At 71.6% G+C, this 20,977-nt stretch carries 20 protein-coding genes and 1 rRNA gene; 17 read left to right on the top strand and 4 right to left on the bottom strand.

Features of this window, described 5'->3' with window-relative positions:
- Window positions 1-148: 148 nt before the first annotated feature.
- From rrf to ACZ7DY_RS05085, 10 genes are all read left to right on the top strand, one after another.
- Window positions 149-265: ribosomal RNA gene (gene rrf, locus ACZ7DY_RS05040) — 5S ribosomal RNA — on the top strand.
- Between the two features lie 83 nt (window positions 266-348).
- Window positions 349-993 carry an HAD family hydrolase gene (locus tag ACZ7DY_RS05045; RefSeq protein ID WP_471130269.1) on the top strand — a complete coding sequence of 215 codons (645 nt, stop codon included), beginning with the start codon at window positions 349-351 and terminating at the stop codon, window positions 991-993.
- A 150-nt stretch (window positions 994-1,143) separates the two neighbouring features.
- On the top strand, window positions 1,144-1,887 hold the full coding sequence (locus ACZ7DY_RS05050; RefSeq protein WP_471130272.1) for a VC0807 family protein: 744 nt from the start codon (window positions 1,144-1,146) through the stop codon (window positions 1,885-1,887).
- Between the two features lie 57 nt (window positions 1,888-1,944).
- Entirely contained in the window at window positions 1,945-3,165 is a 1,221-nt protein-coding gene (locus ACZ7DY_RS05055; RefSeq protein WP_471130274.1) for an MFS transporter, read from the top strand.
- Window positions 3,116-4,291 carry an acetoin utilization protein AcuC gene (locus ACZ7DY_RS05060; protein WP_471130276.1) on the top strand — a complete coding sequence of 392 codons (1,176 nt, stop codon included), beginning with the start codon at window positions 3,116-3,118 and terminating at the stop codon, window positions 4,289-4,291. Before ACZ7DY_RS05055 ends, ACZ7DY_RS05060 begins: the two co-directional genes overlap by 50 nt.
- Before the next feature lie 119 nt (window positions 4,292-4,410).
- Window positions 4,411-5,226: a phosphatase gene (locus ACZ7DY_RS05065; protein ID WP_471130279.1), complete on the top strand. Its 816-nt coding sequence runs from the start codon at window positions 4,411-4,413 to the stop codon at window positions 5,224-5,226.
- A gap of 132 nt (window positions 5,227-5,358) precedes the next feature.
- Entirely contained in the window at window positions 5,359-5,568 is a 210-nt protein-coding gene (locus ACZ7DY_RS05070) for a helix-turn-helix domain-containing protein (protein WP_157869005.1), read from the top strand.
- Window positions 5,569-5,714: 146 nt separating this feature from the next.
- On the top strand, window positions 5,715-5,813 hold the full coding sequence (locus ACZ7DY_RS05075; RefSeq protein WP_003948845.1) for a 30S ribosomal protein bS22: 99 nt from the start codon (window positions 5,715-5,717) through the stop codon (window positions 5,811-5,813).
- A 171-nt stretch (window positions 5,814-5,984) separates the two neighbouring features.
- A complete protein-coding gene (locus ACZ7DY_RS05080; protein WP_471130282.1) occupies window positions 5,985-7,043 on the top strand; it encodes an NAD-dependent epimerase/dehydratase family protein in 1,059 nt (352 codons plus the stop codon).
- A gap of 14 nt (window positions 7,044-7,057) precedes the next feature.
- Window positions 7,058-8,149, top strand: coding sequence for a lysophospholipid acyltransferase family protein (locus tag ACZ7DY_RS05085; RefSeq protein WP_471130285.1), 1,092 nt, complete (start codon window positions 7,058-7,060; stop codon window positions 8,147-8,149).
- A gap of 106 nt (window positions 8,150-8,255) precedes the next feature.
- On the opposite strand, the gene ACZ7DY_RS05090 is transcribed toward ACZ7DY_RS05085, so the two are convergent.
- The 3 genes from ACZ7DY_RS05090 to ACZ7DY_RS05100 form a co-directional block, all read right to left on the bottom strand.
- Window positions 8,256-9,521 (bottom strand): DUF5667 domain-containing protein, encoded by a 1,266-nt coding sequence (locus ACZ7DY_RS05090; protein ID WP_471130288.1) that lies wholly within the window; start codon window positions 9,519-9,521, stop codon window positions 8,256-8,258.
- 339 nt (window positions 9,522-9,860) lie between these two features.
- Window positions 9,861-10,655, bottom strand: coding sequence for an ECF subfamily RNA polymerase sigma factor, BldN family (locus tag ACZ7DY_RS05095; RefSeq protein WP_355820073.1), 795 nt, complete (start codon window positions 10,653-10,655; stop codon window positions 9,861-9,863).
- 403 nt (window positions 10,656-11,058) lie between these two features.
- Entirely contained in the window at window positions 11,059-12,012 is a 954-nt protein-coding gene (locus tag ACZ7DY_RS05100; protein WP_471130291.1) for an HAD family hydrolase, read from the bottom strand.
- 106 nt (window positions 12,013-12,118) lie between these two features.
- Between ACZ7DY_RS05100 and ACZ7DY_RS05105 the strand changes: the two genes are divergently transcribed.
- From ACZ7DY_RS05105 to ACZ7DY_RS05135, 7 genes are all read left to right on the top strand, one after another.
- A complete protein-coding gene (locus tag ACZ7DY_RS05105; protein WP_471130294.1) occupies window positions 12,119-12,418 on the top strand; it encodes a glutaredoxin family protein in 300 nt (99 codons plus the stop codon).
- Window positions 12,419-12,723: 305 nt separating this feature from the next.
- Window positions 12,724-13,479, top strand: coding sequence for a redox-sensing transcriptional repressor Rex (locus ACZ7DY_RS05110; protein ID WP_362996466.1), 756 nt, complete (start codon window positions 12,724-12,726; stop codon window positions 13,477-13,479).
- Window positions 13,476-15,182, top strand: coding sequence for a glutamyl-tRNA reductase (locus tag ACZ7DY_RS05115; protein WP_471130298.1), 1,707 nt, complete (start codon window positions 13,476-13,478; stop codon window positions 15,180-15,182). The genes ACZ7DY_RS05110 and ACZ7DY_RS05115 overlap by 4 nt, the downstream gene beginning before the upstream one ends.
- Window positions 15,179-16,153, top strand: a complete 975-nt coding sequence (hemC, locus tag ACZ7DY_RS05120) for a hydroxymethylbilane synthase (RefSeq protein ID WP_471130301.1) — start codon at window positions 15,179-15,181, stop codon at window positions 16,151-16,153. Before ACZ7DY_RS05115 ends, hemC begins: the two co-directional genes overlap by 4 nt.
- Complete coding sequence (locus ACZ7DY_RS05125; protein WP_471130304.1) at window positions 16,150-17,805, top strand: bifunctional uroporphyrinogen-III C-methyltransferase/uroporphyrinogen-III synthase; 1,656 nt, start codon at window positions 16,150-16,152, stop codon at window positions 17,803-17,805. The genes hemC and ACZ7DY_RS05125 overlap by 4 nt, the downstream gene beginning before the upstream one ends.
- A 127-nt stretch (window positions 17,806-17,932) precedes the next feature.
- On the top strand, window positions 17,933-18,922 hold the full coding sequence (gene hemB, locus ACZ7DY_RS05130) for a porphobilinogen synthase (protein ID WP_471130306.1): 990 nt from the start codon (window positions 17,933-17,935) through the stop codon (window positions 18,920-18,922).
- A 101-nt stretch (window positions 18,923-19,023) separates the two neighbouring features.
- Window positions 19,024-20,001 (top strand): zinc-binding dehydrogenase, encoded by a 978-nt coding sequence (locus ACZ7DY_RS05135; RefSeq protein ID WP_471130309.1) that lies wholly within the window; start codon window positions 19,024-19,026, stop codon window positions 19,999-20,001.
- A 21-nt stretch (window positions 20,002-20,022) separates the two neighbouring features.
- Here the strand turns inward: ACZ7DY_RS05135 and ACZ7DY_RS05140 are convergent, their stop codons facing one another.
- Window positions 20,023-20,907 (bottom strand): NAD(P)-dependent oxidoreductase, encoded by an 885-nt coding sequence (locus tag ACZ7DY_RS05140; RefSeq protein WP_471130312.1) that lies wholly within the window; start codon window positions 20,905-20,907, stop codon window positions 20,023-20,025.
- Between the last annotated feature and the right edge of the window lie 70 nt (window positions 20,908-20,977).

A 20,977-nucleotide genomic window follows, 5' to 3' on the forward strand; every position in this document is an offset into this window, starting at 1 on the left:
AGATCTGGAAGCCCGGTAACGGGTGGAGGTGACTGGTACTAATAGGCCGAGGGCTTGTCCTCAGTTGCTCGCGTCCACTGTGTTGGTTCTGAAACCACGAACAACCCCATGCAGGTCACGCATGGTGCGGTTGACAGTTTCATAGTGTTTCGGTGGTCATAGCGTGAGGGAAACGCCCGGTTACATTCCGAACCCGGAAGCTAAGCCTCATAGCGCCGATGGTACTGCAGGGGGGACCCTGTGGGAGAGTAGGACGCCGCCGAACTCCTTTTGGAGAAAACCCCCGCACCTTTCGGTGCGGGGGTTTTCTGCGTTCCAGGGCTTTCGGTGACGGCTTAGGGTCGGGATATGCGCTACGACCTGGTCATCTTCGACAATGACGGCGTGCTCGTGGACAGCGAGCCGATCTCCAACACCATCCTCGCCGGCTATCTGACCGAGCTGGGGCACCCGACCACGTACGAGGACTCCCTGCGCGACTACATGGGGGGTGCCGTCCACCGCGTACACGATCTGGTTCTGGAGCGCAGTGGGGAGCGGCTGCCGGCGGAGTTCGACGACGTCTTTCACGCGCGGGTGTTCGCGGCTTTCGAGCGGGAGCTGGAGCCCGTGGCCGGGGTCGTGGACGTACTGGAGCGGCTGGCCAAGGACGGGGTGGAGTACTGTCTCGCCTCCTCCGGAAGCCATGAGCGGATTCGGGTCGGGCACCGCAAGGCCGGGCTCGACAAGTGGTTCGACGAGGGGCGGATCTTCAGCTCGCAGGATGTGGGGCGGGGGAAGCCGGCGCCCGATCTGTTTCTTCATGCCGCCGAGCGCATGGGGGTCGCTCCCGATAGGTGTGTCGTCGTGGAGGACAGTCCGCTGGGCGTCCGGGCCGCGGTCGCCGCCGGGATGGATGTCCTCGGGTTCACCGCCATGACGCCGGCGGAGCGGCTCACGGGCGCCACCGAACTCTTCGGGGACATGCGGGACTTGGTTGGCCTGCTCGTATGACGTGAGCGGCGGGGGCGACCTGACATTTGTCACTGCCAGGTCCGGATGATCGTTTCTGTCGGTGGGCGGGGTCCTGCGGCGAAGCTGAGGGGGTCGCGAAGGAACGCGGCGGAACCGGGCGAACGCAGCCCCACGACGGAGGACACGATCATGACTCAGCTCGCCATCGAGGCCCCTGCCGAGAGCCCCGCGCCGGCCGCCGCCACCCCCGCCGCCTCCGACGCTCCCGTCACTCCCGCCGTTCCCGGTGACGCCCGCAAGGCGCGTATCGAGTCGTTGAAGCCGCTGGTGCTGGACGCGCTGGCGCCCACCGCCTCGTACTACCTGCTCAGCAAGGGGTTCGGGATGGGCACCATGGGGGCGCTGGCCTGGAGCAGCGTGCTGCCGGCCGGGCGGACGGTGTGGGGGCTGGTCAAGGAGCGGCGGGTCAACGGGCTCGCGGCGCTGATCCTCGCCGCCAATGTCGTCGGGCTGCTGCTGAGCCTGGTCGCCGGTGATCCGCGGCTGATGCTCGCCAAGGACAGCGGGATCACGGGGACCGTCGGGCTCGTGGTGCTGCTCTCGGTGGTGGCGGGGCGGCCGTTGATGACGGCGGGGCTCAAGCCTTGGGTGACCAAGGGGGACGTGGCGCGGACCGCGGCGTGGGAGCGGCTGAGTGCCGCGCGGGGGCGGTTCGCGCGCCTGGAGCGCATGTTCTCGGCCGTATGGGGTCTTGCGCTCTTCGGTGAGGCGCTGCTGCGGGTCGTGGGGGCCTACACCATGCCCGTCGACACCATGGTGTGGCTGGGCGGCGTGATCGCGATGGTGACGATCGTGGGGACCGTGGTCGTCAGCGGCGGGCTGGTCGTCGAGCCGATGGAGAAGATGGTCCGTGAGGCCGTCGAGGAGTGCTGAAATTGGTTGAGTGATCCATCTACCCATGGGTAGCCGGGGGCCCTACGCTCTGCAGCCATGACCGAAAAGCTGCGGCGCGGCAGGGCCATGCTGGCGTTCGCCTTCCTGGTGCAGGGAGTGACCTTTGCCCTGCTGGTGACGCGGATCCCGGCGATCCAGGATCGCTACGGGATATCCGACGGGCTGCTGCCCGTCTTCCTCGCGGCGGTGCCGATTCTGGCCGGTGTCGGCAGCGTGTGCACCGAGCAGCTGGTCAAGCGGGTGCCGCCGAGTGCGGTGCTCAGGTGGTCCCAGCCCGTGGTGCTGCTGGCGCTGCTGGGGGTGGGTGCGGGCGACGCGCTGTGGCAGGCGGCCGTGGCGCTGGGCGCGTTCGGGCTCGCGGTGGGGGCGCTCGACGCGTCCATGAACATGCTCGGGGTGAGTCTGCAACGGGCCTACGGGCGCAGCATCATGCTCGGGTTCCACGCCGCGTACAGCCTGGGCGGGATCGTGGGGGCCTCGCTGGCCTGGGCGGGGGCGCACTGGGACCTGTCGCTCTTCGTCTCGTATCTGCCGGTCGTGGTGGTGCTGTTGCCGGCGGTGCTGGTCGGCAGCCGGTGGTACGTCGACGCGGGGGCCGCGAAGGGGAGCGCGGGTTCCGGGGCGGTGGGGGAGGGCGGGAGCGTCGTCTTCAAGGTGCTGCTGCCGCTCTGCCTGGTGATGACGTTCGCGTACATCGGGGACTCGACCGTCTCCAACTGGAGCGCCAAGTATCTGCAGGACGTGCTGGGGAGTTCGGAGGAGGTCTCCACCGTTCCGTACAACGTCTACATGGTCATGACGCTGGTGGGGCGCGGGCTCGGGGATCTGGGGGTGCGGCGGTTCGGGGCCGTGGCCGTGGTGCGGGCCGGATCGGTGGTGGCCGCGCTGGGGTTCGCGGTGGTGGCGGTGGCGCCCGGGGCGTGGGTCGGGATCGGGGGGTTCACGGTGCTGGGTCTTGGGTTGTGCGTGATCGTCCCGCAGACGTTCGCCGCGGCGGGCAGGCTGTTCCCGGGGGCTTCGGACGCGGCCGTCGCGCGACTCAATATCTTCAACTATGTGGGCTTTCTGATCGGTTCGCCGTTGGTGGGCGGGCTCGGGGACGCGTGGAACTACCGGGGGGCCATGGTCGTTCCTCTGGTGTTGGTCCTCCTGACCTTGCTGTACGCCCGCTCCTTCGCCCCCGAAGCGGACCGGTACGGTGACGGGCATGAGCGGCCGCGCACAGCTGATGTGGGACGAGGCAGTAACGGGCTATGACTTCGGCCCGGGTCACCCGATGGACCCGGTCAGGCTCGGGCTGACCCGAAGTCTGGTCGGCGCCTTCGGGCTCGACCGGGAGCTGGACGTGGTCGCGGCCAAGCGCGCCGGTGATTCGACGCTGCGGCTCGTGCACCGCGGGGATTACGTGGACGCGGTCAAGGCCGCCTCCGCCGATCCGGAGTCCGCGCGCGGGGAGTACGGGCTCGGCACGGAGGACGACCCGGCCTTCCCCGGCATGCACGACGTGTCGGCGCTGATCGCCGGGCAGTCCGTCGGCGCGGCCGAGGCGGTGTGGCGCGGGGAAGCGCTGCACGCGGTGAACTTCGCGGGCGGGCTGCACCACGCGATGCCGGGGGCCGCCTCCGGGTTCTGCGTCTACAACGACGCGGCGCTGGCCGTCGCCCGCCTCCTGGAGCTGGGCGCCGAGCGCGTCGCGTACGTGGACGTCGACGTGCACCACGGCGACGGGGTGCAGGCCGCCTTCTGGGAGGACCCGAGGGTACTGACGATCTCGCTCCACGAGCATCCCCGGACGCTCTTCCCGCAGACCGGGTGGCCCGAGGAGACGGGGGCGGACGGCGCGGCCGAGGGGTCCTCCGTGAACGTCGCGCTGCCGGCCGGGACGGGTGACGCAGGGTGGCTCCGCGCCTTCCACGCGGTGGTGCCCGAGCTGATCGCCGACTTCCGGCCGCAGGTCCTGGTGTCGCAGCACGGGGCGGACACGCACTTCGAGGACCCCCTCGCCCACCTCGCCGTATCGCTGGATGCCCAGCGGGCCGTGCAGGTCGCCTGCCACGAGCTGGCCCATGAGCATGCCGAGGGGCGGTGGGTCGCCCTGGGCGGCGGGGGTTATGCGGTGGTGGACGTGGTGCCGCGGTCGTGGACCCATCTCGTCGCCATCGCCGCGGGCCGCCCGGTCGAGCCGACGGCGCAGATCCCCGAGGCCTGGCGGCAGGAAGTCTTCGCGCGGACACGGCAGTTGGCGCCGGGGCGGATGACGGACGGGCGGTGGCCGGTGGAGTGGTCGGGGTGGGAAGCGGGGTACGACCCGGCGGACCGCCTCGACCAGGCGGTGCTCGCCACTCGCCGGGCGGTGTTTCCGCTGCGGGGAATGCTGCCCTAGGGGCGCCCGCGGGGGTTCGGCGCGGTGTTGGGGGCTGATTGTGCCCGCGTTAGCCCAACTGTGGGGGTTTTCCGGGGTTTTTGGGGTTCAGGGATGGTCGATGCGCCAGCATCGGCAGCGTGTTGATCACCGGCGCGCTGCGTGCGCATCTGCTGGCGGCCCGGCTTGCCGGGCCCGTGGCCACCTCGCGGGAACAGAGCCTGCGGAGCTATCGGCTCTTCGCGGCCCGCGACCCGCGCATAATGCTGGGGCTGGACCCCGAGTGGAGCTGGGACCCCGGCGACCTGCTGCGGCTGATGGCGGACAAGTGCGGGGTGTCCGCCGATCCGGAGCTGACCTCGGGGGCCGACGTCATCGATCCGGAGCGGACCCTGCGGGCGCTCGACGCCTTCGCGGAACGGCTCCAGGACGCCGCCCGGCGCCGCATCCCGGTACTCTTCGGCACCGGTCACCCGCACCGCCTGCTCGGTTTCTACGCCACGTTGGCGGACGCCTTGTCGACGGCGGGATGCCCTGTCCTCACCCCGGCGCAGGGCAACAGTGTCGACATAACGACCCGGTTCGGCCTACGCACGTACAACCTTGACTACGTACAAGGAGTCGCGCTGGTGCGCGAACCCGGCGCGCGTCCCACCGGGAGTGAGACCGGCGCACACACCCACTCGCCGCTCCCGATTCGGGCGGCCCTGGATGCCGCGGCGGAGGCCGGCGGACCGCTTCCCGGCCTGGTCGTCGGAGACCACGGATGGGTCTGCGGAGCAGGTCAGCTGGGGTTCGAGGCGATCGGTCTGGCGGATACGGATGATCCCGCGCTGTTCGTCGGAGAGGCCGAGGGGCGGGTGTCCGTCGTCGTTCCGCTTGATGACGCTGTGCGGTCTGATTACTACCGACCGCTTACTCGCTATGTACTCAATCGAGCGTGTCTGTCACAGTAGGCGGCCGATGGCTGCTCCTCTTCCCCACTCGCATCATCCGCCCCTAGTCTGGGGAGTGAGCGCATAGCGACGAAGAGTCACCGGAAGGGGAAGCCGGTGCCCGTCATGTGCGGAAGGTTCAGGTGGGGTGTCATGGCTGCAGACCAGAGGCCGCTGAACGAGGTTCAGTTTCTGACCGTGGCGGAAGTCGCCTCGGTGATGCGAGTGTCCAAGATGACCGTGTACCGGCTGGTGCACAGCGGTCATCTGCCCGCCATCCGGGTCGGAAGGTCCTTCCGGGTCCCGGAGCAGGCGGTTCACGAGTACCTCCGCGAGTCCTATGTGGGGGTCGAAGCAGGCTGAGCGAGGGGCTGAAGGGCCCGTCGCGCAGGGGTCGTGGCCCCTCGATTACGTCCCTCACGCGGGGACGGGTAGGCTAGGCCGACGTAGGTCGTGTGGGCCCAGTCTGCTGCCCCGCACCGAGTGAAGAGAAGTGAGCGAGGGTAGTCGTGGGCTCTGTTATCAAGAAGCGGCGTAAGCGGATGGCCAAGAAGAAGCACCGCAAGCTGCTGAAGCGCACTCGCGTTCAGCGTCGCAACAAGAAGTAAGCGGCCGCTGCACAGCGTGTCTCCGAAGCCCTCCCGTCATCCGGCGGGAGGGCTTCGGTGTTTTCGGCCGTCTCTGGGCGCACGGTCATCACAGCGAAACGTCCACCCGCTAGCGTGGGCCGGGACAGCCGACGTGGCGCGGCGAGGGTTGGGGAAAGGCAGGCGCTGATCTTGGGCAAGGTCGTGCTCGTGACCGGAGTGGCCCGGCAGCTGGGCGGACGGTTCGTCCGGCGCATCCAGCGTGACCCCGACGTCGACCGGGTGGTCGCCGTCGACGCGATCCCTCCCGAGCACCATCTGGGCGGCGCCGACTTCGTCCGGGCCGACATCCGCCAGCCCACGATCGCCAGGGTGCTCGCCGAACACGGCGTGGACACGGTGGTCCACATGGACGTCACGGCCACCGCGCTCGGCCGCGGCGGCCGGGGCAGCCGGGGCTCGGTCAAGGAGACCAACGTCATCGGCACCATGCAGCTCCTCGGGGCCTGCCAGAAGTCGCCGACGGTGCGGCGGCTCGTGGTGAAGTCGAGCACCAGCGTGTACGGCTCTGCGCCCAAGGACCCCGCGGTGTTCACCGAGACCACGCCGCCCAAGTCGCTGCCGAGCGGCGGCTTCGCCAAGGACACCGTCGAGGTCGAGGGATACGTGCGCGGCTTCGCGCGGCGCCGGCCGGACGTCGCGGTGTGCGTGCTGCGCTTCGCCAACATCCTCGGGCCCGCAGCGGACTCCCCGCTCGCCGAGTACTTCTCGCTGCCGGTCCTGCCGACCGTGTTCGGCTACGACCCCCGTCTGCAGTTCGTCCACGAGGACGACGCCGTCGACGTGCTGCGGCTCGCCTCGCGCGAACCGGAGCGGGGCACCCTCAACAGCGGCACCTTCAACATTGCGGGCGACGGTCAGCTGCTGCTCTCGCAGTGTTCACGGCGGCTCGGACGCCCCACGGTCCCGGTGCTCCTTCCGGCCGTCACCTGGGTCGGCTCCGCGCTGCGCACGGTCGGCATGACCGATTTCTCGCCCGAGCAGATCCGGCTGCTCACCCACGGCCGGGTCGTGGCGACCCGGCAGATGCGCGAGACACTGGGGTTCAGGCCGAAGTACACGACGGCAGAGACGTTCGCGGACTTCGTACGCAGCCGGGGGCCCGGACTGCTGCCGCCCAGTGCCCTCGCGAGGGCAGTCGACCGGATCGCCGCGCTGCCCCTCGCGGGCGGCGACCAGAGCGCCAACTGAGGAGAGCGTCAACGATGGCGGACGCCAAAGTCATTCCGTTCGACGACGACCGGCCGCGCGGCGGCGCCCAGCGCCCTCCGCGCCGCAGGCCCGCGCCCCGGCGCCAGGGCGACCCGGTGGCCGGGGTCAAGGCGCTGCCCGGGCAGCAGCAGGACGGGCCGCGGACCGGGCCGCAGGCCGGACAGCAGCCCGACGGGGCGCGGAGCGCGGAGCCACGTACGGCCCGCGGAGGCCCGGAGGAGACCGGTCCGCGGCCGCGCGCCGGTGGCGCCCTGGACCGGCGCGTCGCGGGCGGCCTGGCCTTCCTGCGGCGCCGCCTGACCGGTGAGTACGAGGTCGACGACTTCGGTTACGACGAGGAACTCACCGACCAGGTCCTGATGTCGCTGCTCAGGCCCGTCTACGAGAAGTACTTCCGGGTGGAGGTGAAGGGCATCGAGAACATCCCCGCCGACGGCGGGGCGCTGATCGTCGCCAACCACTCCGGGACGCTGCCGCTGGACGGACTGATGATGCAGGTCGCGGTGCACGACAACCATCCGCAGGGCCGGCACCTGCGGCTCCTCGCCGCCGACCTGGTCTTCATGCTGCCGGTCGTCAACGAACTGGCCCGCAAGGCCGGGCACACCCTGGCCTGCGCCGAGGACGCCGAGCGGCTGCTCGGGCGGGGCGAGCTGGTCGGGGTGATGCCGGAGGGGTTCAAGGGCATCGGGAAGCCGTTCAGCGAGCGCTACAAGCTCCAGCGGTTCGGCCGGGGCGGCTTCGTCTCGACGGCGCTGCGGACGGGCTCGCCGATCGTGCCGTGCTCGATCGTCGGGGCCGAGGAGATCTACCCGATGATCGGCAACGCGAAGACGCTGGCGCGGGTGCTCGGCTTCCCGTACTTCCCCATCACGCCGACGTTCCCGTGGCTCGGGCCGCTGGGCGCGGTGCCGCTGCCGACGAAGTGGACGATCCAGTTCGGGGAGCCGATCCCGACGGACGGGTACCCGCCGGAGGCGGCCGAGGATCCGATGCTGATGTTCAACCTGACGGACCAGGTGCGGGAGCAGATCCAGCACTCGCTGTACAAGCTGCTGGTGCAGCGGCGGTCGGTGTTCTTCTAGGTTCCGCCGGGCGGGCCGGGGTCCGCTGCCCTTCCGCGGGCGCGCATACGGATTCGGGGGCGCTCTCCTCACCAGGAGGGCGCCCCCGAACCCGTACTGCCAGGGACTACTTCACGTCCTCGCCGTCCACGCCGAGCTCCGGGAGCAGGCCGGGGAGGAGCGGGGGCAGGGTGACGTCCGGCTTGGCCGGGGAGGTGTCCTGACCGGGCTTGCTCTTGCCGTCCGCGGGGGCCGGGGTGGTCTTCTTCTTCTCGGTGGGCGGGTCCAGCAGGCCGCCCGTGGTGCCGCCGAGCAGACCGTCGTCCTTGCTGTGCGACGTGGTCGGCTTGGGCCTGCTGTCGTGGCCCGTGCCGTCCCGGTGCGAGGCGCCGCCGCCCGAGGGGTGGGAGGGGCGGTCGCCGGAGCTGTCGGAGCCGCTGGGGCTCTGGGGCGCCCGGCCGGTCGACCCGCCCTGCTCGGGGGGACGGGGCAGCAGCGAGCGGAGCGGGTCCACCTCTTCGTCTATGGCGTCGAAGACGGAACTCACCTCGGCGCCCACGTCGCCCAGTTGGACGGGGAGGCGGTCCTGGAGGTCGCTCCAGGCCTCGCGGTGCGACCGGGAGAACGCGGACAGCGCCTGGATGGGGCCCAGGGAGCCGTCGCGCTCGTAGGCCTCGAGGAGCAGCCGGTGGCCCTCGGCGGCGTCGTGCCGCATGCCGGAGAGGGCCCGTCTGACCTCGCCGAGGGACTCGTGGTCCAGGGTGCCTGAGCGGCCCCGCTCCATGAGTCTGCGTGCCTCGTTCAGCCGGGTCGACGCGTGGTCGAGGTAGATCTGGCCGCGGTCGGTGTCGTCGTCGGCCAGACCCAGTTTGAAGTCCTCCATGCCGCGTTTGAGGCCGTAGAGGGAGTCGCCGGGCAGGGCGTCGGAGCTGGCGGCGGCGACACCGCCGAACGCGCCCGCGGCGACGCCGACGGTGAGGCCGCCCGCCGCGATGCCCTTGGAGAGGCGGGAGCGCGGCCGCAACTTCCCGAGGGCGCTCGCTCGGTGGGCACCCTTGCGGGACCGCTGCTCGGGCACCGACGGACTTCTGCCCTCGAGAAGCATGGCTTCCATGGCGGCCACGAGCTGGGCGCGCTGGACGACCTTGACCTCGGGGTCGAGGGCGGGCTTGGGCAGCGCGTCGAGACCGTCCGCCAGGGCCAGCATGCGGCCCTGTTCGGTCGGATCGGAACGGGCCGCGGTGGTTTCGGGGGACTCCACGGATGCGGCCGCGGGTGCGGATGTGGGCGCGGAGTCCTCGGACTGCTCGGCCGCCGGGCCCTGGTCGGAATGCTCCTCCAGGGCCTGGGCGAAGGCGTTCGCCCGCCGGTGGGCCGATACGTTCGCGATCACTGGCGGCACCTCCTCTCGTCAAGACGGTCGACTCCCCAGGGGGTCCTGAGGGTTGCATGTCCTGACCATTTCCACACGTTCGAGTGAGCGGAGCCGGCCAGGGAGCGACCACAGGGAGCCTGCATCCCGCACAACGAGCGTCGCGGCACTTGGGTTACGGACGAAAGATGATCGGACCGCGACAAGTCCGCGGCGACCATCTGGCCGCCACGGAAGGTGAGTTGAGGGTTACGGAGCATGACGGCGGGGGTGTGGGCCTTGTCGGCGGAGGGCTGTCGACAGGGGGCTGCCGGCAGGGAACGGGCGGCGGGGACGGGCGGCAGGGGCGGGCGGCAGGGGTCAGCGGACGTCGTCGGGCAGGAGGCGCGCGAGGGTGCGCACCGCGCGGTACTGGAGGGTCTTGATCGCGCCCTCGTTCTTGCCCATGACCCGCGCGGTCTCGGCGACGGAGAGGCCCTGCAGGAAGCGCAGGGTCACGCACTCCTGCTGCTGGGGGTTGAGGCGGCGGACGGCTTCGAGGAGCGCCGCGTTCGAGAGGGACTCCAGGACGGAGTCCTCGGGGCTGCGCTCGACCTCGTTGGCGTCGAGCATTTCACCGGTGGTCACTTCGAGGCGGAAACGGCTCGATTTGAAGTGGTCGGCGACCAGGTTGCGGGCGATCGTGACCAGCCAGGCGCCGAAGTCGCGGCCCTGCCAGGTGAAGGTCCCGATGCGGCGCAGCGCGCGCAGAAAGGTCTCACTGGTGAGGTCCTCGGCGGTCGCCTTGCCGCCCACGCGGTAGTAGATGTAGCGGTAGACCGTGTCGCTGTACTGGTCGTAGAGGCGGCCGAAGGCGTCGGACTCGCCGGCCTGCGCGCGTTCGACGAGGTCCATCATGCGCGCGCTGTCGCTGTCCGCGGCGGGACGGCGGGGGGTGGGGGCAGAGGTGGCGGCAGCGGCGCCGGAACGGGCCCGTCTGCTGACTGCCGCACCGCCGTTCGCCAGGGCATAGCACGGCCCGGCGGGTGCGGGGACGGCGAGGGCGGGGACGGCGGGGACGGCGTACGCGGTGGGGACGAAGCCGCGCAAGCGGTCGATGACCGTTGCGCGCAGCGTAGCCAGGCCCGAGGCGTCAACCCCGACGTGTGGGTACACGGGACTCCCAGAGGCAGAGCTTCCATCACGTGCAGTGCGGGACCGTTCACCCGTCGTAGCGACGTGTGGGGTCCCTTATGCGTCTGAGGAGAATAACGCTTCGTACAGGCAGCGCTACACCCAGTTGCTCAAATCATCGATTACGTCGCTTCTGTTACTGATTGACGCCCCTTCAAGTGCCGGAGAGTGACCGATTGTTGATCGATCGGGTTCACATTCCGTGTCGGCATGAGGCGTGTTGTGGCCGAGTGCTACCGGCGTGACTGGCGAGCGGTGGGGCGGGGTAGGACCGACGGAATGCTCGGGCCGCGCGACGCACGACGCCCCGGCACGGGTGGTCCGTGCCGGGGCGTGCGGGTGCCGGTGCTTGCGGGTGTCGGTGCGTGCGGGTGCGGGCGGCGGGTCAGCGGCGCCTGCGGTGCAGGGCGACGGCGGCCGCGGCGCCGCCCGCGAGCGCGCCGACCCCGGCGGCGGCCGGGATGCCGACCTTCGCGGCCTTGCGGCCGGTGCGGTAGTCCCGCAGCCGCCAGTCCCGTTCCCGCGCGTGCCTGCGCAGTTTGGCGTCGGGGTTGATCGCGTACGGGTGCCCGACGAGGGAGAGCATCGGGATGTCGTTGTGCGAGTCGCTGTACGCGGCGCAGCGGCCGAGGTCCAGGCCCTCGGCGGCGGCCAGGGCGCGGACGGCCTCGGCCTTCGCGGGGCCGTGCAGGGGTTCGCCGACAAGCCTCCCGGTGTAGACGCCGCCGATGGACTCGGCGACGGTGCCGAGGGCGCCGGTCAGGCCGAGGCGGCGGGCGATGACCGTGGCGATCTCCACGGGGGCCGCGGTGACCAGCCAGACCTTCTGGCCCGCGTCCAGGTGGGCCTGGGCGAGGGCGCGGGTGCCCGGCCAGATGCGCTCGGCCATGTACTCGTCGTAGATCTCCTCGCCGATGGACATCAGCTCGGCGACCCGGTGGCCCTTGACGATGGACAGGGCGCTGTCGCGGGCGTCCTGCATGTGCTCGGGGTCCTCGACGCCGGCGAGCCTGAACCACGCCTGCTGCCAGGCGAACCGGAACAGTTCCTGGCGCTCGAAGAACTTCCGCTTGTACAGGCCGCGGCCGAAGTGGAAGATCGCGGCGCCCTGCATCACGGTGTTGTCGAGGTCGAAGAAGGCGGCGGCCTTGTCGTCGCCGACGACGGGGAACTCCGGTTCCGTCGGCTCCTCGTCGGCCGCGGTCCTCGCCGCCAGGCCTTCGAGCTCCTCCAGCTCCTGGGAGGACTTGCGCGCTGCCTCAGCCGAGGCCTCGCCTGCCAACACGCTCCGCGCCGTGGCGGAGCGCCTACGGGGGGTGAGCCATCCGAGAGCGGCCATGTCGTGAGCATAGCCAGTCTGTTCGGTGGTTCCGGAGTCGGGACGATTCGGGCCCGTGAACTCCCGGTGTCCGTACCGTCGGGGCGGTCGTCCCGGCGGGGCGAGAATGGTGGGCATGAGCCCGATTTTTCGTCGTAACGGCGGTCGTACGGAGAAGAGGAAGCCGCAGGAGCGGCTGGTCACCCTGATCGGGAAGCCGGGGTGCCATCTGTGCGATGACGCACAGTCGGTGATCGAGAAGGTCTGCGGGGAGGTGGGCACGCCCTGGGAGAAGAAGGACATCACGCAGGACGAGGAGCTGCACCGGGCCTACTGGGAGCAGATTCCCGTCGTGCTCGTCGACGGTGAGCAGCACACCTTCTGGCGGGTGGACGAAGATCGCCTGCGCCGGGAGCTGACCGGATAGGGGCAGCACCTACTGACCGACCAGTCCAAACCGCCCGGAAAGTCGATTACCCTTTGGGGCGGTTTTGGTCTCGGGGGCGATGATCGTGAGGAGAGTGTGCGGTTTTGCCCCCCGTTGACGAGGAACGAGACTGCCCGCGCGCGGGTTCCACGATCGCGCGCCGGGGGCGCGTGACCCCGGTCACGTTGGCCGGGCAAATCGGACACCATCTTTGTGCACGCGTTCACAAAGACATAGCCTGCTTTCGACGGGGCGGTCTGGGGACGAGTGACCGCCTGCAGCCCCGCTCTACCCGCAGGAGCACCGTGGCAACTGGCCGAACTCACCGACCGGCGACCCGCAGCCGAGGGATTCCCGAGGCCACCGTCGCCAGGCTTCCGCTGTACCTCCGAGCCCTCACCGCACTGTCGGAGCGCTCGGTGCCCACGGTCTCCTCCGAGGAGCTCGCGGCCGCCGCGGGGGTCAACTCCGCGAAGCTGCGCAAGGACTTCTCGTACCTGGGCTCCTACGGAACGCGCGGCGTCGGCTACGACGTCGAGTACCTCGTCTACCAGATCTCCCGTGAGCTCGGGCTGACCCAGGACTGGCCCGTCGTCATCGTCGGCATCGGCAACCTCGGCGCCGCGCTCGCCAACTACGGCGGGTTCGCCTCGCGCGGCTTCCGCGTCGCCGCGCTGATCGACGCCGACCCGGCCATGGCGGGCACGCCCGTCGCGGGCATGCCGGTGCAGCACACCGACGACCTCGAGAAGATCATCGAGGAGAACGGCGTCTCCATCGGTGTCATCTCCACCCCGGCCGGCGCCGCCCAGCAGGTCTGCGAGCGACTCGTCGCCGCCGGCGTGACCTCCATCCTGAACTTCGCGCCGACGGTCCTCTCCGTGCCGGACGGCGTCGACGTGCGCAAGGTCGACCTCTCCATCGAGCTGCAGATCCTCGCCTTCCACGAGCAGCGCAAGGCCGGCGAGGACGCCGCCCCCGAGGGGCCCGTCCCGCCCGTCTCCGCCAAGCAGCAGCGGAAGGGACCCGACGGGGACGTCCCCGCCGTGATGCCGGCATGAGTCTCCTGGTCGTGGGGCTGAGTCACCGCAGCGCCCCGGTGAGCGTCCTGGAACGCGCCGCGCTCGCCGCGGACGCGCAGGCCAAGCTCCTGCAGGACACCCTCGCCGCCGAGCCCGCCGCCGAGGCGGCCGTGCTCGCCACCTGCAACCGCATCGAGCTCTACGCCGACGTGGACAAGTTCCACGCGGGCGTCGCCGAGCTGTCCACGCTGCTCGCCCAGCACAGCGGCGTCGGCCTGGAGGAGCTCACCCCCTATCTGTACGTCCACTACGAGGACCGTGCCGTCCACCACCTGTTCTCGGTGGCGTGCGGGCTTGACTCGATGGTCGTCGGCGAGGGGCAGATCCTCGGACAGATCAAGGACGCCCTGGCGCGCGCGCAGGAGCTGCACACCGCGGGCAAGCTCCTCAACGACCTCTTCCAGCAGGCCCTCCGGGTCGGCAAGCGCGCGCACTCCGAGACCGGCATCGACCGGGCCGGGCAGTCCCTCGTGACCTTCGGCCTCGAACAGCTCGCCGCGCGCGAGCCGGTCGACGCCTGGGCCGCGGGCAAGCGGGCCGTGGTCATCGGCGCGGGCTCCATGTCCTCACTGGCCGCGGCGACGCTCGCGCGGGCCGGCGTGGCCGAGATCGTGGTCGCCAACCGCACGCTGGAGCGCGCGGAGCGCCTCGCCGAGATCCTCGGCGAGTCCGGCGGCGACGTGCGCGCCCGCGCCGTCCCCATGGACGCCGTGGCGGACGAACTGACACGTGCCGACGTGGCCGTCTCCTGCACGGGGGCGACCGGTCTGGTGCTGACCGCGGAGGCCGTCACCGCCGCCGTCGAGGGGCGCGTGCCCCCGGTGGACTCCCGGACCGGCGACGTGCCCGCGCAGGCCAGGAACGGCTCGGCGGGCCAGGGCGCCCGGACGGCCACCGTCGCCGACGAGGGCTGCCCCGTCGATCTCTCCGCGCCGCGCGGCTTCTCCGTCGCCGGTGAGGAGGCCGTCGCCGGGATGGACGCGACCGCCCTGGAGCAGCACGCGGCCTGGGTGGACAACGCCCCGGCCGAGCGCCGCGAGGAGCGGCCCGCCGACCCGCGCGCCGAGGCCGAGGCGATCGCCGCGCTGTCGGCCGCCGCCCGCGTCACCGGCCGCCTCCCGGAGCGCCGCAGGCCCACGCCGTCGGCCGGCGCGGCCCGTCCGGCCGTGCTCGCCCTCCTCGACCTCGCCATGCCCCGCGACATCGACGCCGCCGCGCACCGCATCCCCGGCGTACGGCTCGTGGACATCGAGTCGCTCGCCGAGGCCTCGGCCGACGCGCCCATGGCCAACGACGTCGAGCAGGTCCGCGGCATCGTCTCCGACGAGGTCGCCGCCTTCGGCGCCGCGCAGCGCGCCGCGCACATCACGCCGACCGTGGTCGCCCTGCGCACCATGGCCGCCGACGTGGTGGCGAGCGAGATCGCCCGGCTCGACGGACGGCTGCCGGACCTGGCGGACAAACAGCGCGCGGAGATCACGCAGACCGTGCGCCGCGTCGTCGACAAGCTGCTGCACGCGCCCACGGTGCGGGTCAAGCAGCTGGCGAGCGAGCCCGGCGGCGCCGGGTACGCGGACGCGCTGCGCACACTTTTCGACCTCGACCCGCAGACGGTCGCGGCGGTCAGCCGGGCTGACCACTTGAACAACGAGAACGACGACCCGAATCGAGGCCGGGCATGACCGAGAAGGCCCTCAGGCTCGGGACCAGGCGCAGCAGGCTGGCCATGGCCCAGTCCGGGCAAGTGGCCGAGGCAGTCAGGGAGCTGACGGGACGACCCGTCGAGCTGGTGGAGATCACGACGTACGGCGACACCTCGCGCGAGCACCTCGCGCAGATCGGTGGCACCGGCGTCTTCGTCGCCGCGCTGCGCGAGGCCCTGGCCCGCGACGAGGTGGACTTCGCCGTCCACTCGCTCAAGGACCTGCCCACCGCGCAGCCCGCCGAGCTCACCCTCGCCGCCGTGCCCGTGCGCGAGGACCCCCGTGACGCGCTCGTCGCCCGCGACGGGCTGACCTTCGCGGAGCTGGCGGCCGGCTCCCCGGCGGGGGTTCCCCGCATCGGCACCGGCTCGCCGCGCCGCATGGCGCAGCTGAACGCCTACGCGCGCAGCCACGGCATGACCATCGAGACCGTGCCGATCCGCGGGAACGTCGACACCCGCATCGGATACGTGCACAAGGGGGAGCTCGACGCCGTCGTGCTCGCCGCCGCCGGACTCAACCGCGTCGGCAGGGCCGACGAGGTGACCGAGCTCCTGTCGGTCGACACCGTTCTGCCCGCCCCCGGCCAGGGGGCACTGGCGATCGAGTGTGCCGCGCACAACGCGTCACTCGCCGCCGCGCTCGCCGAGCTCGACGACCCGTACACCCGGGCCGCCGTCACCGCCGAGCGGTCCCTGCTCGCCGCCCTGGAAGCCGGCTGCAGCGCGCCCGTTGGCGCGTTGGCCGACCTCTTGGCCGACGGGCAGATTGTCAAGGAAATGCGCCTGCGCGGCGTCGTCGGTACGACCGACGGCTCGACGCTGGTGCAGCTGTCCACCACCGGTCCCGTGCCCGAGACGGAGACCCAGGCCATGGCGCTGGGCCGCGAACTCGCTGCCGAGATGCTCGCCAAGGGCGCGGCCGGTCTGATGGGGGAGCGAGCACTTTGAGCCCCACCTCGAACCTTCCCGGCCTTCCCGCACACGGGCACGTCACCTTTCTCGGTGCCGGACCCGGAGATCCGGGACTGCTGACCCTGCGCGCCGTCGAGGCGCTGGCCCGAGCGGATGTGCTGATCGCCGAGCCGGATGTGCTCGACGTCGTCCGCGTGCATGCCAGGGGAGGTGTGGACACACCCCAGCCACCGGCTGACGACACGTCAATGACCGCCGACGCGACGCCGTTCCGAGCTGCCGCCAATCTTGTCATGGAGGCCGCGAAGGGCGGCAGGCGGGTCGTGCGTGCGGTCAGCGGCGACCCGGGCCTGGACACGTACGCGGCCGAGGAGATGCTCGCCTGCGCCGCCGAGGGCATCCCCTTCGAGGTCGTGCCGGGCATCGCCGCGGCCGTCGGTGTGCCCGCGTACGCGGGTGTGCCGCTGCGGGACGCGCAGGGGACCGACGTCCGTTTCGTCGACGCCCGGACCGCGTCCGACCGCTGCTGGGGCGAGGTCGGCGCCTCCGACGGGACCGTCGTGGTCTCGACGGCGCTCGACTCCGTGGCGGCGGCCGCCGGTGAGCTGGTGGCCGCGGGCCGCAAGCCGGACACCCCGATGACGGTGACCGCGGCCGGTACGACGACGCGCCAGCGCACCTGGACCGCGACGCTCGGCAGCATCGCGCAGGTGCTCAAGCAGGCGAAGGTGCTGCCCTCGCCGGACGGCGGCCAGCCCGTCATAGCCGTGGTCGGCGAGCGTTCCTCCGCCGCCCAGCGCGACCAGCTGTCGTGGTTCGAGTCGAAGCCGCTCTTCGGGTGGCGGGTGCTCGTGCCGCGCACGAAGGAGCAGGCGGCCTCGCTCTCCGACCAGCTGCGCTCCTACGGCGCCGTGCCGCACGAGGTGCCGACCATCGCGGTGGAGCCGCCGCGCACGCCCCAGCAGATGGAGCGCGCGGTCAAGGGCCTGGTGACGGGGCGGTACGAGTGGATCGCCTTCACCTCCGTCAACGCCGTCAAGGCGGTGCGGGAGAAGTTCGAGGAGTACGGGCTCGACGCGCGGGCCTTCGCCGGGATCAAGGTCGCGGCCGTCGGCGAGCAGACCGCCGCCGCGCTGATCGCCTTCGGCGTGAAGCCGGACCTGGTGCCCAGCGGTGAGCAGTCGGCCGCCGGTCTCCTGGAGGACTGGCCGCCGTACGACCCGGTCTTCGACCCGATCGACCGGGTGTTCCTGCCGCGGGCCGACATCGCCACGGAGACGCTGGTCGCCGGGCTCATCGATCTCGGGTGGGAGGTGGACGACGTCACGGCCTACCGGACCGTGCGGGCGTCGCCGCCGCCGGCGGAGACGCGGGAGGCGATCAAGGGCGGCGGCTTCGACGCGGTCCTGTTCACCTCGTCGTCGACCGTGCGGAACCTCGTCGGCATCGCCGGCAAGCCGCACAACGTGACCGTGATCGCGTGCATCGGCCCCGCCACCGCGAAGACCGCGGAGGAGCACGGGCTGCGGGTGGACGTGATGGCTCCCGAGCCGTCGGTGCACAAGCTGGCCGAGGCCCTGGCGCAGTTCGGTACGGCGCGTCGTGCGGCGGCGCTGGAGGCGGGTGACCCCGTCACCCGGCCCAGTGAGCGCCGGCCCGGTTCGCGCCGGCGACGCACCGCGCCCTGAGCGGTCCCGCACCGTCGATCACCGGCTTCGCCGAGTTCGTCCTCAAACGCCGGACGGGCTGAATTTCCCTGGTCCCGGCTGAGAACCTTCAGCCGGGACCAGAACCTTTCGTGAGGTGAGAGAGACAGTGACCAAGTACGGATCCTTCCCCGGTGCGCGGCCCCGGCGGCTGCGGACCACTCCCGCGATGCGGCGCATGGTGGCCGAGACGCGGCTGCACCCCGCCGATCTGATCCTGCCCGCGTTCGTGCTCGAAGGGGCCTCGGCGCCGGTGGAGATCGGGGCGATGCCCGGCGTCTTCCAGCACACCCGGGACAGCCTGAAGAAGGCCGCGGTCGACGCGCTCGAGGCCGGGGTCTCCGGGATCATGCTGTTCGGTGTGCCGGAGGAGTCGAAGAAGGACGCCCAGGGCACGGCCGGTACGGACCCCGAGGGCATCCTGCAGGTGGCCATCCGTGACGTGCGGGCCGAGGTCGGCGACGACCTCATCGTCATGTCGGACCTCTGCCTCGACGAGACCACGGACCACGGGCACTGCGGTGTGCTCGACTCCGAGGGCCGGGTCGACAACGACGCGACCCTGGAGCGGTACGCGGAGATGGCGCAGGTGCAGGCCGACGCGGGCGCCCACGTGGTGGGCCCGAGCGGCATGATGGACGGTCAGATCGGGGTCATCCGCGACGCGTTGGACCAGACCGGCCACGAGGACGTGTCGATCCTCGCGTACACCGCGAAGTACTCCTCTGCCTTCTACGGCCCCTTCCGCGAGGCCGTCGGCTCGTCCCTCAAGGGGGACCGCAAGACCTACCAGCAGGACCCGGCCAACAGCCGCGAGTCCCTGCGGGAGCTCGCGCTCGACCTGGAGGAGGGCGCCGACATGGTGATGGTGAAGCCCGCGGGCCCCTACCTCGACATCCTCGCGAAGGTCGCCGCCGAGGTGGCCGTGCCGGTGGCCGCGTACCAGATCAGCGGCGAGTACGCGATGATCGAGGCGGCCGCCGAGCGGGGCTGGATCGACCGGGACAAGGCGATCATGGAGTCCCTGACGGGGATCAAGCGCGCGGGCGCCAACATGATCCTCACGTACTGGGCGACCGAGGTCGCGCGGCAGCTCTGAGCGGCCGGACGGGACGGCCCGGACGCCCTTGACCTCAACCTTGGTCGAGGATGAACGGTGGGGTGCATCGACGTTCGTCCACACGTTCCGAGGAGCACCCCATGCGCGCTGTCGTCCTGCATGAGTTCGGCCCCGCCGGCAATCTGCGTCCTGAGACCCTGCCCGACCCCGTCGCGGGGCCGGGCCAGGTGCGGATCGCCGTGCGCGCGGCGGGAGTTCACTTCATCGAGACCGTCCTGCGCAGGGGCGAGGCGTCCGGCATGGCGCCCCCGCTCCCCGAACTGCCCGCGGTCTTCGGCGGCGAGGTCGCCGGGACGGTGGAGTCCGTGGGCCCGGACGTCGGAGCCGAGTGGCTCGGGCGTTCCGTGGTCGTCTCCCGCTCGGCCCCCGGCGGATACGCCGAACTGACCGTCGCCGACGTCGCGCGGCTGCATGTCGTCCCCGACGGGCTCGGCCACGAGGCCGCGGTGACCATGGTGATGACCGGGGCCACCACCATGGGCCTGCTCGCGGTGGCCCGACTCCGCGCCGACGACGTGGTGTTGGTGACGTCCGCCGCCGGGGGCGTGGGGCGGCTCGTCGTCCAGTACGCACGCGGGCTCGGCGCCACGGTGATCGGTGCGGCCGGCGGCCCCGCCAAGACCGGGGCCGTCCGTGCGCTCGGCGCCGACATCGCCGTCGACTACGACCGGCCGGGCTGGGAACGCGAGGTCGCCGAGCGGCTCGGCGGGCGGCGGGTCACCGCCGTGCTCGACGGGGTCAGCGGCGAAAAGGGCGCGGCCGCCTTCGAGTTGCTCGCCGACGGCGGCCGGTATGTCGTCATCGGCTGGTCGTCGCAGGACGCCTTCGAGCCAGAGCCGGCCCTGCTCGCCGAGCGCGGCATCACCGTCACCAACGCGCTGGCGCACCTGCTCGAGAACCCCGGGAACGGTCCCGCGTACGAGCGCGCTGCCCTGGAGGCCGCCGCCGAGGGCCGGTTGGTCCCCGACTTCCAGGTGTTCCCGCTGGAGCGGGCGGCCGAGGCGCACGCCGCCATGGAGCGGCGGGAGACGACGGGCAAGGTCGTGCTGGTCCCCTAGGGACGCTCTCCCCGGCCCTTCTCAGTCCTTCCTGAGGAGCAGCGGCAGCCGGGAGAGGCCGTCCGCTCCGTGGCCCTCCTCGACGGCGCGGTCCAGCAGCGCCTGCAGCGGGTCGAACAGGTCGGTGCGCAGGCCCTGTTCGGTGAAGGTGGCCGTGAAGTTCCGGAACGCCTCGCGGTTCATGGCGAGGTTCGAGACGTCCGTCAGGTGCCGGCCGGAGTCCAGGGCCTCGGCGGTGCCCGGGACGATCCCCTCCGTCATCGCCACCACCCACTCCTCGAGCAGCGGCGCGAAGTCGCGGGCCGGGACGCCCGCGCTGCCCATGAGGGCGTAGGCCTGGGCGACGCCGATGACCATGCCGTACATGCCCGTGAGCAGCGACAGGTCGTAGAGGGCGGCGCTGCCGGGGTCCTCGCCGACCCACCTCGGGGCGGCGAGCGCGGCCAGCGCGGGCCGGTGCCGCTCGAAGGCCGTCTCGTCGGTGCCGCTGTAGAGGATGTACGCGCCGGGTGTCGCGATCATCTGGGGGACGGCCATGATGCCGCCGTCGAGGTACGTGATGCCGTGCGCCGCCGCCCACCGCGCCAACTCCCGTGCCTGGCCCGGGCTTCCGTTGGTGAGGTTGACGACGGTGCGGCCCGCGAGCGCGCCGGCCGCGGGCTCCAGGAGGCCGCGCACGGCGTCGTTGCCGGTGAGGCAGACGATGACCAGGTCGGAGGCGGTGACGGCCTCCGGCACGGTCTCGGCGGGGGTCGCGCCCTGGGCCACCAGCGGCCCGGTTCTCGACCTCGTCCGGTTCCACACCGTCGTCGGGTGTCCGGCCTTGACGAGGGCAGCGGCCAGGGCGGTGCCCATCAGGCCGAGGCCGAGGACGGTGACGGGGGAGTCGGCGGCGGTTTCGGGCATGGGGGAGCTCCTTCGAGGGCGTCGCGTCGGGTACGCGTTCGATCCTCGTCCGGCTCCACCGGGCCGACAA

This window comes from Streptomyces sp. NPDC037013, from assembly GCF_055607265.1.

What these genes read in the sequence shown, in the direction of transcription:
- ACZ7DY_RS05105 (WP_471130294.1), top strand. Translation starts at nt 12,119, where the DNA reads ATGGTGGGCATGAGCCCGATTTTTCGTCGTAACGGCGGTCGTACGGAG.
- ACZ7DY_RS05055 (WP_471130274.1), top strand. Translation starts at nt 1,945, where the DNA reads ATGACCGAAAAGCTGCGGCGCGGCAGGGCCATGCTGGCGTTCGCCTTC.
- ACZ7DY_RS05115 (WP_471130298.1), top strand. Translation starts at nt 13,476, where the DNA reads ATGAGTCTCCTGGTCGTGGGGCTGAGTCACCGCAGCGCCCCGGTGAGC.
- hemC (WP_471130301.1), top strand. Translation starts at nt 15,179, where the DNA reads ATGACCGAGAAGGCCCTCAGGCTCGGGACCAGGCGCAGCAGGCTGGCC.
- ACZ7DY_RS05045 (WP_471130269.1), top strand. Translation starts at nt 349, where the DNA reads ATGCGCTACGACCTGGTCATCTTCGACAATGACGGCGTGCTCGTGGAC.
- ACZ7DY_RS05050 (WP_471130272.1), top strand. Translation starts at nt 1,144, where the DNA reads ATGACTCAGCTCGCCATCGAGGCCCCTGCCGAGAGCCCCGCGCCGGCC.
- ACZ7DY_RS05140 (WP_471130312.1), bottom strand. Translation starts at nt 20,907, where the DNA reads ATGCCCGAAACCGCCGCCGACTCCCCCGTCACCGTCCTCGGCCTCGGC.
- ACZ7DY_RS05100 (WP_471130291.1), bottom strand. Translation starts at nt 12,012, where the DNA reads ATGGCCGCTCTCGGATGGCTCACCCCCCGTAGGCGCTCCGCCACGGCG.
- ACZ7DY_RS05070 (WP_157869005.1), top strand. Translation starts at nt 5,359, where the DNA reads ATGGCTGCAGACCAGAGGCCGCTGAACGAGGTTCAGTTTCTGACCGTG.
- ACZ7DY_RS05135 (WP_471130309.1), top strand. Translation starts at nt 19,024, where the DNA reads ATGCGCGCTGTCGTCCTGCATGAGTTCGGCCCCGCCGGCAATCTGCGT.
- ACZ7DY_RS05060 (WP_471130276.1), top strand. Translation starts at nt 3,116, where the DNA reads ATGAGCGGCCGCGCACAGCTGATGTGGGACGAGGCAGTAACGGGCTAT.
- ACZ7DY_RS05085 (WP_471130285.1), top strand. Translation starts at nt 7,058, where the DNA reads ATGGCGGACGCCAAAGTCATTCCGTTCGACGACGACCGGCCGCGCGGC.